The organism is Empedobacter sp. UBA2044, from assembly GCF_002333005.1.
GTDB lineage: Bacteria > Bacteroidota > Bacteroidia > Flavobacteriales > Weeksellaceae > Empedobacter > Empedobacter falsenii_B.
In genome coordinates, this window is record NZ_DDBA01000035.1 from 1 (window position 1) to 13,968 (window position 13,968).

General features: G+C 30.4%; 12 protein-coding genes. 11 read left to right on the forward strand and 1 reads right to left on the reverse strand.

Annotated elements, in window-relative coordinates; translation table 11 throughout:
• Positions 1-138 precede the first annotated feature (138 nt).
• The 3 genes from B4E59_RS06015 (at position 139) to B4E59_RS06025 (ending at position 2,904) form a co-directional block, all read left to right on the forward strand.
• Positions 139-735, forward strand: a complete 597-nt coding sequence (locus B4E59_RS06015; protein ID WP_115001114.1) for an RNA polymerase sigma factor — start codon at positions 139-141, stop codon at positions 733-735.
• Positions 736-1,057: 322 nt separating this feature from the next.
• Positions 1,058-2,023 (forward strand): NAD(P)H-dependent flavin oxidoreductase, encoded by a 966-nt coding sequence (locus B4E59_RS06020; protein ID WP_280049291.1) that lies wholly within the window; start codon positions 1,058-1,060, stop codon positions 2,021-2,023.
• Positions 2,024-2,031: 8 nt separating this feature from the next.
• A complete protein-coding gene (locus B4E59_RS06025) occupies positions 2,032-2,904 on the forward strand; it encodes an acyl-CoA thioesterase (protein ID WP_286496182.1) in 873 nt (290 codons plus the stop codon).
• 191 nt (positions 2,905-3,095) lie between these two features.
• Here the strand turns inward: B4E59_RS06025 and B4E59_RS06030 are convergent, their stop codons facing one another.
• On the reverse strand, positions 3,096-3,701 hold the full coding sequence (locus B4E59_RS06030; protein ID WP_221855583.1) for a DUF4126 domain-containing protein: 606 nt from the start codon (positions 3,699-3,701) through the stop codon (positions 3,096-3,098).
• Between the two features lie 339 nt (positions 3,702-4,040).
• Here B4E59_RS06030 and udk point away from each other — a divergent pair, with 339 nt between their 5' ends.
• From udk to B4E59_RS06070, 8 genes are all read left to right on the forward strand, one after another.
• Positions 4,041-4,709: a uridine kinase gene (gene udk / locus B4E59_RS06035; RefSeq protein WP_260392473.1), complete on the forward strand. Its 669-nt coding sequence runs from the start codon at positions 4,041-4,043 to the stop codon at positions 4,707-4,709.
• On the forward strand, positions 4,709-5,098 hold the full coding sequence (locus B4E59_RS06040; RefSeq protein ID WP_221855581.1) for an FtsB family cell division protein: 390 nt from the start codon (positions 4,709-4,711) through the stop codon (positions 5,096-5,098). Before udk ends, B4E59_RS06040 begins: the two co-directional genes overlap by 1 nt.
• Positions 5,091-6,365: a methylmalonyl-CoA mutase family protein gene (locus B4E59_RS06045; RefSeq protein ID WP_219034475.1), complete on the forward strand. Its 1,275-nt coding sequence runs from the start codon at positions 5,091-5,093 to the stop codon at positions 6,363-6,365. Before B4E59_RS06040 ends, B4E59_RS06045 begins: the two co-directional genes overlap by 8 nt.
• A gap of 127 nt (positions 6,366-6,492) precedes the next feature.
• A complete protein-coding gene (locus tag B4E59_RS06050; RefSeq protein WP_115001137.1) occupies positions 6,493-7,659 on the forward strand; it encodes a THUMP-like domain-containing protein in 1,167 nt (388 codons plus the stop codon).
• 62 nt (positions 7,660-7,721) lie between these two features.
• Positions 7,722-9,899, forward strand: coding sequence for an FUSC family membrane protein (locus B4E59_RS06055; protein ID WP_291051962.1), 2,178 nt, complete (start codon positions 7,722-7,724; stop codon positions 9,897-9,899).
• 3 nt (positions 9,900-9,902) lie between these two features.
• Entirely contained in the window at positions 9,903-11,702 is a 1,800-nt protein-coding gene (locus tag B4E59_RS06060) for an ABC transporter ATP-binding protein (protein WP_291051965.1), read from the forward strand.
• Positions 11,703-11,762: 60 nt separating this feature from the next.
• Positions 11,763-12,437 carry a hypothetical protein gene (locus B4E59_RS06065; protein ID WP_125349240.1) on the forward strand — a complete coding sequence of 225 codons (675 nt, stop codon included), beginning with the start codon at positions 11,763-11,765 and terminating at the stop codon, positions 12,435-12,437.
• 146 nt (positions 12,438-12,583) lie between these two features.
• On the forward strand, positions 12,584-13,966 hold the full coding sequence (locus B4E59_RS06070; RefSeq protein ID WP_221855572.1) for a TolC family protein: 1,383 nt from the start codon (positions 12,584-12,586) through the stop codon (positions 13,964-13,966).
• Positions 13,967-13,968: the final 2 nt, after the last annotated feature.

Below are 13,968 nucleotides of genomic sequence, written 5' to 3' on the forward strand. Positions count from 1 at the left end.
CACACTTTAAGAGACAGTCCTCTTTTTATGTTAATTCACTTGTTTTGATTCAAACTTTGACTATATTTGAATCACTTATAAAAAAACAAGAAGCCTATAGATAAAAAAATCTACTTACTAAACCAAATTATCTACCTTATGAATTACGAAGAAGACTCATTGCTAATCAAAGACTATGTTGATGGTAATGAATATGCTTTAGAAATTTTAATTGAGAAGTATAAAAGTAGAATCTATAGTTTCATTTTCTCAAAAGTTTTAGACAAAGATATCACTGAAGATATTTTCCAAGATACTTTCATAAAAGTTATTCTTACACTAAAAAGTGGCGGATATAATGAAGAAGGAAAATTTTTACCTTGGCTAATGCGTATTGCGCATAATTTAACTATTGATTATTTTCGAAATATTAAGAAAATGCCTGCTGTTAGAGAAACTATAGGTAAATATGATGACGAATATAATATTTTCGATTTTATTGGAAATTCTGACGAATGTTCCGAAACCAAAATCATTAAAAAGCAAATTGAAAATGATTTAAGATACCTTGTTACTTTATTACCAAGTGATCAAAGAGAAGTCTTAGAACTGAGAATCTTCAAAGAATTAAGTTTCAAAGAAATTGCGGAAGAAACAAATGTTAGTATTAATACAGCATTAGGAAGAATGCGCTATGCAATTATCAACTTAAGAAAAGTTATCGAAAATAATAACATTATTTTAACAATCGATTAAAAAATAAACTTATCTATTTAACGTTTTTAAAGTAAATAAGTTTTTATGATTGAATTTTACTCAGAAAAATTTGAACCAAAACAATCAACGATTGAAAAATTATTAATGTTTTCAAAATCAATTTCAGCATTGAAATTAAATAACGTGAAGGAAATAATAATCCTAAATTTAAATTAATCGAACACTGCTTTTATCAAATAAAAAATCCTGAAAATATTAAACATTTCAGGATTTTTTTATGCAAATAAATTAATCTTTTCTGAAAATCATAACTCAATTTATAACTATATTGCATCCTATACCACATCAAAAAAATTTTAGTATGACCCTACAAGAATTTAAAAATAGTTTAGATTTACCTTTAATCACTTCACCTATGTTTCTTGTTTCTCGAACTGAATTAGTTGTAGAAGCATGTAAAAATGGTGTATGTGGAACTTTCCCTTCTTTGAATGGAAGAACAGCCGAAGATTTCGAACAAATGTTAATTGATATCACTTCTCAATTAAAACAATTTGAAGATGAAACAGGTAAAAAAGCAGCTCCATTTGGAGTGAATTTAATCGTTAACAAAACAAACCCTCGTCTCGAAGGTGATTTAGCTTTATGTGCAAAATATAGAGTACCGCTTATTATTACGTCGCTTGGTGCTGTAAAACAAGTTGTAGATGCAGTTCATAGTTATGGAGGTTTGGTTTTTCATGATGTGATCAAAAAACGTCATGCGGAAAAAGCTGCTGAAGCTGGTGTAGATGGAATTATTGCTGTAGCTTCTGGTGCTGGTGGACATGCTGGTACGGCTAATCCTTTTGCTTTGATTGATGATATTCGCACTTTTTACGATGGTTGTTTAATTTTAGCAGGTGCGATGAACAACGGAAACGATATCTTAGCAGCTGAAAATATGGGTGCTGATTTTGCATACATCGGAACTCGTTTTATCGCGACAAAAGAAGCCTCTGCGAATCAAGATTATAAAACAATGTTAGTCGATTCTACTTTCGAAGATGTGATTTATACAGATGGAATTTCTGGTGTAAATGCAAATTTCTTGAAACCAAGTATTATACATTCTGGAATTGATTTAGACGAAAAGAAAGAAGAAGATTTTTCGAAATTAATTGGAGGCGATGGACATAAAGCATGGAAAGACATTTGGTCTGCTGGACACGGAGTTTCTGGAATTCATGATATTATTTCAACCGAAGAATTAGTCTATCGAATGAAAAATGAATATAAATGTGCATTAGAACAAAATGTGCAGAAATTAAATAATTTGAAATTTTAAATTTAATAATGAAAACTACTCAAGAACTCATCGAATTAATTTCTCTCAAAAAATTAGAAGAAAATTTATTCGAAGGGAAAAGTTCTTTTATGGGAAGTCCAAATGTTTTTGGAGGACAAGTTGTAAGCCAAGCTTTGCATGCTGCGTATCAAACTGTTCCTTCAGATCGTTTTTGCCATTCCCTTCACTCCTACTTTATTTTACCTGGACATTTAGAAAAACCTATCTATTTTGAAGTAGCAAATCTTCGTGATGGAGGAAGTTTTAGTACACGTGTTGTCACAGCAAAGCAAGACAGTGTGCCTATTTTTGTAATGGCTTGTTCCTTTCAGTTGAAGCAAGAAGGTTACGAGCATCAAGAAAAAATGCCTGTTGTAACGCCTCCTGAAGAATTAATGAGCTGGAATGATGTAGCAGAACAATTTGGTTCAGTTTTACCAAAATCAATTATGCGATTTGTCTTAGCAGAGCGTCCGTTAGATTTTAAACCTGTTGAATTTGTGAATCCTTTTGAGAAAAAAGATTATCCTAATTTTAGTAATGTTTGGTTAACTTTTAATGATGTTCCAGAGGATTTACCTTTACCAATTATTCAGCAATTAATTGCGTATAGCTCTGATTACAATTTATTATCAACAGCAATAAAACCTCATGCTTCTAAAGCTCACTTTGGAAACACACAAATGGCCAGCTTAGATCATTCAATTTGGTTTCACCGAGAACCAAATTTGCATGATTGGATATTAGTTAATGTTGAATCTCCAAGTGCAAATGATACAAGAGGTTTTACACGAGGAAATTTATTCAATCGTTCTGGTGAACTAATTTGTAGCGTTGCGCAAGAAGGTCTAATAAGACCAATAGTGAAAGAGAAGGAATAATTTATATTTCAAAAAGTCTTGTAAAAAAATTACAAGACTTTTTCTATTTTATAAACTTAACTTCTAGTTAATCTTATTCTAAATATTTTTGAATTAATATTTACTTAAAAAGAAAAACTTGAAATACTAATATATAACAAAAAAAAAGAGCTAATAATTTAGCTCTTTTATATATTCAATTCTTCACTCTTTCACAATTCTTCCGCCAATAACTGATCACCTTTTTTTCTAACACTTTTATATGCTCTATAACACACATATAAAATAATCAGTACAAAAATAAACGCCAAAGGAGCCAATACAATTGCCGTAATACTTAATACAATAGAACTAAACGTTTCACCTGTATTAACCAAAAAATTTCCAGCTCCCGCAGTTGTGGTGGTCGAAACAGCTCTTGCAGCAGCAGTTGTACCGCTAATCGCAGCCGCAGTTCCTCCTCCTGCTATAATCGCCAAAGCCCAAGTTGCAACTTCGTTCATTTCTGGCATCGTAATTCCAACCGCTATTGTTCCTGCAATTCCAGCTAAGGGAACCGCAATCGTATCCAACAAATTATCAATAATTGGAATATAATAAGCTCCAATTTCCACTAACATCGCTACACCAAGTGTTATAAGAGCTGGTGTACTCCCAACCCACATCCAATTTTCGTCGAGATTAATAAAACTTCCTGCAAATTTGACAGCTAAACTCAATATAAATAAGGGAAGAAAAATCCGAAAACCAGCAGCGGCGGCTAATCCTATTCCGAGAAATAACGAAAAAATAGTAGACATTGAGATTAAATCGTTCATAGTTTAGTATTTTATAATAGTTCTGATCTTATAAATATAATGATAAAAAAGATAAAGTTTTTATATTTTTTTCTTTCCTTTGCATCCGATTAAGAGAAACCAAGTACTGCAAAGTACTTTTTTTGTATAAATAAACCTAAATGTTTGAGTTACATCTAAATAATCGAATAATAAATCAATCATTTTTTAAATGCATCGATAATTATTTCTTTTCTCAAAATCAATCAACCAAAACTTCTTCACGACAACATTTAAAATTTTGCAAGAATCGATTTCTTTTTATTTTAATTTCTGATAGGAAAATTTTATCTTTAAGGAAATTTTACGAGAACTCTTGCAATGGAAACATCAAACGAAATTAAAAAAAATAATAAAACAAAAATGCTAGTAATAGGAATTGCAGGAGGAACAGGTTCGGGAAAAACAACTGTTGTAAATAATATTTTAAGAGATCTTAACGCGGAAAGCGTTATCGTTATTTCTCAAGATAATTATTATAAAGATCATCCTGAATTATCTTTTGATGAACGTTCTAAGATCAATTTTGATCACCCAAGATCAATTGATTTCGAATTACTAAAAGAACATGTCGCTTTATTGAAAAATGGCGTATCAATAGAACAACCTGTCTATTCGTTTATTACGCATAGTCGCAAGGAAGAAACGATTTTAACACATCCACAATCGGTTATTATTGTAGAAGGAATTTTGGTATTGACTGACCCAGATTTACGCGATTTATTTGATGTAAAAATCTTTGTTCATGCAGATTCTGACGAACGTTTAATTCGTCGCGTACGCCGTGATATACAAGAACGTGGGCGCGATTTAGACGAAGTTTTAACACGTTATCAAAAAACGTTAAAACCTATGCATCAGCAATTTATAGAACCATCTAAAAACTATGCAGACATTATTATTCCGAATATGAAAAAGAAAAATTCTGTCGCAATCAAAGTTTTATCAACTGTAATTAAAGAAAAACTAAACTCGAAAACTACTGTATAATGAAAGAAAAATCGGAAGAAATCTTTGACAAAGAACTTACACCAGAAGTACCGAAAAGAAAAATTAAGGATACACGTGTATTCAAATTTGTTTGGAATCGTTACTTTGTTCTAACGGTTGCGTTTGCTGTTTGGATGATTTTTTTCGACCAAAATTCTTTTTTCGTACATCGCGAGTTGGATAAACAAATCAAATTATTAGAAGTTGATCAACAATATTACCAAGAACACTTGGATACTGAGTCTGAAAAATTAAATCAACTAAATAGTAATCCTGCTGAAATTGAAAGGATTGCAAGAGAAAAGCATTTCTTGAAAAAAGATGATGAAGATATTTTTATCATTCAGCAAGAAAAAGTTACGAAGCCGCAAAATAAAGAAAATGAGTAAGTTATTTGAAAATTTTGATTCTATTTCTGAAAAAGAATGGAAAAATAAAGTTCAAGTCGAGCTAAAAGGTTTAGAATATAATGAAACTTTGGTTTGGGGAACGAACGATCAAATAAATGTAAAACCATTATATACAAAGGATGATGTCGATTATTCGGCTGTACAACCATTACCAAAATCCTCAAAAGATTGGAAAATTATTTCGAAATATACTGGAAATAAAAACCAAGATTACAGCTTTTTGTATGGATATTTGATTAATCAAAATCAAATTGATTCATCGTTAGAACTTCCTAATTATCTAGATTTATTTATTAAATATAATGGAACTTCTGATTTAAAATCGCTTGAAAATCTTCCAAATCTGAAATATTTAGATTTAGATATTTATGGATATTTGGCACAGAATGGACTTTGGCAAAATGATTCAGAAAAAGCATCAAAAGAATTGGTGAAAGAAGCTTTGGCATTGAAAAATTTCGAAAAAGTAATTTCAATTCAAGGAGATGTTTATCAAAATGCTGGAGCAAATCATGTTCAACAAATTGCGATTACACTTGCACATGCAGTAGAATATTTAGAAAATTTTGGAGCTGATATTGCGGACAAAATTTATTTTAAATTTGCTGTTGGAAGTAATTATTTCTTCGAAGTTGCGAAATTAAGAGCATTTCGCTTTTTATGGAAAATGATTTTGGAGCAATATAATAAAGAAAGTGAAGCATTTATTTTCACTTCAACATCCGATCGCAATAAATCTAAATTAGATATTTACAACAACGTTATTCGCTCTACAATAGAAGCTTCTTCGGCTATCTTCGGATCAAGTGACGCTATTTTTGTTGGATCATATGATGAAGTTAATAAAGAGTCTGATTTTGGATTAGAATTAGCCGCAAAACAACAATTATTGTTACAAAAAGAATCTTATTTGAATCAATTTACTGATCCTGCTGCTGGTTCTTTCTACATTGAAAGTTTGACAAATCAAATGGCTGAAAATGCGTTAGAATTGTTTAAAACAATACAAAATGTAGGAGGTTTTGTAAATGCTTTACAAAATGAAACTATTCAAGATTTTATTTACACAAGCGCGAAAAAAGAGCAAAAAGATTTCGATGAGCAAACCATTAAATTAATTGGTGTAAACAAATTTAGAAACCCTGCAGATGTGATTGAGAAATCGCCAAAAGAAAAAGTGGTAAAACAAGCACTTTTTGTTCCGATTGTTCCAACTCGTTTGGCAGAAAAAGAGGAAAAAAAATAGTTTTTACATGAATTGGATGCCAATTTCATTAAAAGAACTTAATAATATAATCGAAACTTCAGTAGCTGTGATGGATACTGAAGTTTTGTGTTTAATAAAATAATATTTTACGTCAAAAAATAACATTTTGAATCCAACTATTTTAACAAAAGAATTTCAAGATTATCTGAAAATAATCGAACATGAAGACATCAAATCTATAGGTTTGAAAAAATCGTTGTTTGAAGAAATTTCTTCTGCTGAAATTGCACAACAATTGAAAGGAATTCAAGTTTCAAAACATAAATTTCCAACACTTTATTCGACAGAAAATATTTATTTTCCGCCTTCAATTAATTTGGAACAAGCAAGTTCAGAAGCCACAGCAAATTATAAATCAACTTTAGTTAAAGGAAAAAATTTGATTGATTTAACCGCAGGTTTTGGAATTGATACCATGGCTTTTGCAAAGAATTTTGACAAAGTATATCACATCGAACAAAATCCTGAATTGAGTGAGATTGTACAACATAATGCTAAAATTTTAGCGCCAAATTTAGAAACCTATACAGGAACTTTTCAGTCTTTTTTTGAAGAAAATCCTACATTAAAATTTGATGTTATTTATCTCGATCCAGCAAGAAGAAATTCGAGCGGAAGAAAATTTATTTTGGAAGATTTAGAGCCAAATATTTTAGAATGGATTCCAACTTTTTCCGAAAAAACAGAGAAAATTATCATCAAGCTTTCGCCTTTATTAGACATCACTTCTACCCTACAACAAATTGATTCAATTTTTGAAATACACATTGTTGCATTAAAAAATGAAGTGAAAGATTTTCTAATCATTTTAGATAAAAATTCTTCAACAAAAAACCCTTTGATAAAAGCTGTTAATTTAGAAAATAATCAATCCGAATTTTCTTTTCATTTTGAAGAAGAATATAGTGCGAATGCAAGTTTTGGAGGAATTCAACGTTATATTTACGAACCAAATGTTGCGATTCTAAAAACTGGTGCTTTCAAATTATTGAGCGAAAAATTCAATCTTCATAAACTTCATCAGAATACTCATTTGTATACTTCGAATGAACTTTTAGAGAATTTTCCTGGAAAAATTTACTTGATTGAAGAAGAAATTAAAAATCAAAAAAAAGAAATTCTAAAAACAAAAGCGAATTTATTAGTCAAAAATTACAATCAGCCAATAGACGTTATCAAGAAAAAATTCAAAATTATTGATGGTGGTACAACAACTTTAATTTTTACTCAAAGCATTGATGGTTTTCATATTCTAAAAACTTCACGAGTTTAGTTGGGTTTCGAAAAAAGTTGTGTTAATTTTATACAACAATTTTCAACCTTAAAAAATTACACTTGAAAATCATCAATAAAATTGAAAACTTTATCTACGGAGAAGCGCTTTCAGATGGCTTAAAAACTTCTTTAGCGATTATCATTCCGCCTATCGTAGCCAGCTTGTTTGGCGATTTATATGCCGGTGTAACGATAAGTCTTGGTGCAGTTTTAGCACACATGACGGATACACCTGGTCCATTTAAAGAACGCCGAAACCTGATGTGGCTTTCCGTGCTCTTGATTTTCCTTGTTTCATATTTCACCAAAACGATTAACAGTTACCCAATATTTCTAGGTATTTGTTTAACACTTATCGTATTCTTTTCTAACATGTTAACCGTTTGGGGACAACGTACAAGTGCGCTTGGAATGGTCATTATGATGTCAATGGTAATGAATATGAATGATTTACGACATGAGTTAAGTCCTCTTCATATTGCACTTTTTGTGACTGCTGGAGCAGCTTGGTACACTATTTTTAGCCTAGCTATTAGTACCTTTCGTCCTTATCGTATGGCGCAGCAAAACTTAGCTGATACAATGATTCATATTTCTGAATACATTCGAATCAAGGCTTCTATGTTTGATAAAGACTCTAATTACGATGATATTATCAAAAAATTAATCGATGAACATGTTGTAATTAACGAAAAACAAAGTTTAGTTCGTGAATTAGTTTTTTCGAACAAAAAATTGGTAAAAGACCTGACACCAATTGGGCGTTCGATTGTGTTTATTTTTTCTGATTTGGTGGATATATTTGAAAATGTAACAGCAAATCAATACGATTATGTGAAAATTCGAGAAGTTTACGGTGATACAAAAGCAATGCGCAAAATCTATAATTTAATGAATAAATTAGCGCATGAGCTTAAAATGATTGCTTATCATATTAACTCGAACAAACGTCCTAAACAACCTACTTTTGACTTTGAAGTTGAGTTGAAAAAGATTGATGATGCTATCAAAGAATTATATGCAGAAGGACAAAAACCAATCGTTTTATCTAAAATTTACATCAATTTAAAGCAAATTGTTTATAAAATAGAGTTTATCCATAAATTTTTCTATGATGATTCATTCACAGAAAAAAAGAAAAATCCACTGGATCATGCCGAACATTTTGAACCTACAGTTGATTATTCTTTACGAAAATTAAAAGATCATCTGAATCTAAAATCTTCAATTTTTAGACATGCAATTCGTGCATCAATTGTAATGTTATTAGCTTATGGTGTCACGTTTATTATTCCGATGACTTACCATAGTTACTGGATTTTGATGACAGTTTTAGTGATTTTAAAACCTGGTTTTAGCGTAACAAAAAAGCGAAACTTTCAGCGTTTGAAAGGAACAATTGGCGGTGGATTAGTTGGGGTTTTAATATTATTGATAATTCCTCAACACAGTATCCGATTTGCTTTAATGCTTATTTTCATGTTGATGGCCTACACTTTTATTCGTCATAAATATGCAATCGGTACATTTTACTTAACCGCCTATATTCTTATTTCGTTTAGTTTTTATTCGCAAAAAGATTCATTGTACATAATTCAAGAACGATTTATAGACACGCTTGTTGGAGGATTTATGGCGTTTATTTCGAGTTATTTGATTTTACCAACTTGGGAAAAAAATAATATGAACGAATATATTCAAAAAGCATTGATTGCGAATTACGAATTTATTTATTTGATTTTTAAAAAATTAGCCGATAATGAAGTTTCTACAACTGATTATAAATTAGCTAGAAAAGATGTTTTTATTGCAATGGCAAATATTAATTCAGTTTTTCAGCGTGTCATTTCTGAACCGAAAGGAAAACAAGAAAATGCTAATGAACTGAATAAATTCACTATTTTCAATCAATCATTTGTCTCATATTCAGTTGGTTTAGTTAAAATTTTAAAGAAAAATAATTCGGTCATTTTAACTTCAGAACACATTCGATTGATGAAGAAAATTTTGCAATTATTGTTACAAAATATTCGACTTTATGGTGAATATGAAACGGAAAATTTGCCTAAAACAATAGAATTTAGAGAAACTACTGTTGTTTATTCTGAAATTGAAACAGAAGCTTTGCAGAGTGATTCTGAGCTGATTGAAGATTTATTAGAGTATTTGTACGAGATTGCTTACGATTTTACAAAAGTTGGTCACGTTTTTGTGAAAGAACAACCGTTAAAAGAATAATAAATGACAATCATCCAGCTGTTTAAAAATCTACGTCCATTTGTAAAACCTTATCGTTCTTTGGTTGTCGCAACTTTGCTCTTAACCTTAGTTGGATCTTTTACTTCGCAAGTAAATGCACTGATTTTGCAATATACCGTAGATTCTATAAATGGTTTGGTTGAAGCTGGAAAAGGATTAAAAGAAGGTCTGAAAATCATTTCGTTTATTTCGATTGTTTTGATGACAAAAGAAATCTTGAATGCATTCATCACATTTGGTCAAAAATATTATGGAGAAAAGCTTCGAATTTTTGTTTCGCAAGATTTAGCTCAAGCCATTATCGAAAAGATTTTGACGTACCGAATGGCATTTTATACAAATCAAGATAATCAAGCAGGAAAACTTCAAACTCGTATTGACAGAGGAATTGAAAGTTTAACACGTTTAGTTCAAAACTTTTTTATCGATATTTTACCTCTTTTTGCCAATTCAATTGTTGCCTTAATTTTGATGTTCAACGCTAATTTTTACGTTGGATTGGTTGGACTTTGTATCGTTCCGATTTATTTCATTATTACACAACAACAAGCTAAAAAGCTGAGTGGTTGGCGACGAAACTTAAGAGGTTATCGTGAACAAAAATCGCAAGGAATTATCAGCATAATTGATTCAATTACAGTTATTAAATCATTTAACCGAGAAGATATCGAAGGTAAAAAACAACTTGCTTTGCAAAAAGAATTGACGAATAATCAAATGCAAACACGCAAAACAAGCTTCTTTTTTGATGGTTTAAAATCCTTTATCGAGCAATTTGGTGTGGTGATTATCATCATTTTAACTTCATATTTGGTTCTTGATGGACAAATGACAATTGGTGCAATTATGTTCCATATTTTATTGTTCAACAACGTTTCGGCTCCTATTCGTCAACTACATCGTATTTATGATGAAATGAATGATGCGATGATATATTCCGAAAGTTTCTTTGCAATTTTAAAAGCGGATGACGAAAAAGAATCATCTGGAAATTATATTCCAACAAACTTAAAAGGTAAATTCGAAATCCAAAATGTTGACTTTTCTTATCCAAATGGTTATAAAGCCTTGAAAAATATCAACATGACAATTCAACCCAATAAAATTACAGCTTTGGTTGGTTTGTCTGGCGCGGGAAAAAGTACAGTGATCAATTTATTGGATAAATTTTATCAACCTGATTCTGGAAAAATTCTACTTGATGGAATTGATTTAGAAGAATATGACACGCAATTTTTACGTGATAATATTGGGTTGGTTTTACAAAAAAATCACATTTTTAATGGAACAATTGAAGAAAATATTCGTTATGGAAATGTAAACGCAACTTTCGGAGAAATAGAAGATGCTGCAAAACGCGCTTATATTCATGAACAAATTATGGACTTGCCAGAAGGTTATCAATCCAAAGCCTTATTGTTATCTGGCGGTCAACAACAACGCATCGCCATAGCACGTATGTTTCTCAAAAATCCACCAATTATTTTTCTAGACGAACCTACTGCAAGTTTGGATGCAATTGCGACAGAACAGATTAAAAATAGTTTGGATGCCATCAAAAAAGATCGAACAGTTATCATTATTTCGCATAGTATTTCTCAAATTATCGATGCCGATTATACATACGTGATGAAACAAGGCGAAGTTGTAGTACACGGGATTCATGAAGATGTCTACAAAATGAACGGCACTTATAAAGAGATTTTTGATGCGATGGCAAAAAGCTTAAACATTGAAAAAATTGCCAAAACTTTTGACGATGAAGAAGAAGAAAATTATTAGCAATAATTTTATTATAAAACATTATAAATCACTACCTTTAAAGAGGTAATAGGATAGTGTATGAAAAAATTAGTTTATTTTATTGTTGGGGTATTGTTTTTTACCCAATCTTGCGAGCAAAAAAAAGAAGCTCCAAAAGAATTAGCACTTAATACGGTAACTTACGAAAATGCTTTAGACGTTCCTGTAAACAAAGTTGGTGTTCTCATTAACATAGATTCTCTTGGTTTTTTTGATCATAATTCTCAAAATTTAGATCAAAACATTGATTCAAAATCAATTGAAAATCAGCTTAAACAAATAAATTCTAAATTTGATATTGTAAAAATAATTCGTGATAAATCTGAGAAAATATTAAACGATAACAAGTATACTTATCAAATGATTGATAAATTTGATAAAAACTTAGTTCCAAATGAATTAATCACAAAGGAAAATGTAAATCAAGTTAAATTTAATGATTTAAAAAAAGCGATTAATCAAGATGATTTAGTTTTGATTAATGTAAAATCGGGTCTTGATTATGATCCTGCCAACAAACAGAAATACATCGCAAAAACATATGTCTATATTAATATTTTAGACCTTAAAAATAATGCTTTAAAATATAGCGAAACAATTGGTGGAACTAAATATATAGACGAAACAATCAATAAAAGTACGACGGATTATTTAGAGAAAATGATGAAAGAATCATTAAACGAAACGTTGGATATTATTGATAATAAATATTAAATACATTGAACTATGCGCCATTTTTTTGGCAACTTTTGGAAGTCCTGAACCCTTAAAAAGTTTCAGGATTTTTATTTTTAATGACATTCTAATATTGACTTTTATTCATGGTATATTTTTTGTTAATTTTATGCTAAAATTATAGGATGCCTATTATACGATATTTATCTTTTATTCCATTATTGACTTCTATTTCGGGATTTGCACAACAATTGATTGATCCGCAACTTCGATTGCCTGTTGAAAAAGCGATTGAGTCGAGTTACGAATTAAAAAATAAACAATTGGAAGTCGAGAAAAACAATTACCAATATAACGAAGTAAAAGGTAAACAACAACCAAGTTTATCTGCAATTGCGCTGGGTGGTTATCTAAACTCGAACGGAATTATCGATATTCCAACCAAATCAATCGATATTTTGTCCACAGAATTGTTTTCGGGTAATCAAAAATTCAATACCTCTGCAGGATTATTTACTGTTGGAGTTAACGCCACTCAAATTATATTTTCGGGATTACAAATTCCAAATGCGTTGAATGCTATTCAGGAAAAAAGTACTGCTTTAGATTATTTGAAAGAAGCCGAAAAAGAAACTATAACCAAAGATATTTTACAAACTTATGATCAATTGATGTTATTGGTCAAAGTAGAAGAATTAATTTCAAATTCTGCAAAACGATTGGATAAAGAACATCTTAAAGTGCAGAAAGCAATTCAAAATGGTTTAGCTATTCCATACGATCGGGAAAAAATAAAATTAGCAATTCTAGAGTTAGAAGCCCGACAAGTAGAATTGAACGGTAATCGACAATTGCTATACAAAAAATTAGAAATGTTGACGCATCTATCTGAACAAGATCTTCAACAAATTCAATACGAACTTACACCTATTGATATTCTTGCTTCAAGCTATACTTTAGAAAATAAAAAAGAATTGAAAGCACTTGAACACTCTGTAAAAGCTTACGAATTTCTGTATCAAAAGGAAAAAGGTTCACATTTACCGCAAGTTTTTGCATTCGCGAATACCAATTACACCTCAATTTTTGGAAGTCATTTCAAATTAAAAGATGGTGATGTATTAGGTGATGTTAATTTAAAAATGAACCAATTTTCGATGTTCCCTAATATTTTGATTGGTATTGGCGCAAAGTGGGAATTGTTGGATGGCGGACAACACAAAAATAAATTAGCACAAGCAAAAACTGACATTTTAATAAATGAAAACAAGTTGAGAAATTCGCAAGAAAAACTGAATTTATTATTAAGTAAAAACAAAATTGATTATGAAACTTCTACTGAAAAATTAAAAGTAAATAATCAACAAAATACCATTGCAACAAATAATTTAGAAATCGCTTCAAGACGATTTCAAGAAGGATTAATAGATGTAACTGAACGTTTGGCTGCCGAAAATGATTATTACAAAGCCAATCTAGGTTATTATGCTCAAATCTTAGATCAACGCTCTAAAACCTACGAATTACTTCAAACTTCTGGAGAATTATTTAATCAAATCTCAAATTAAAA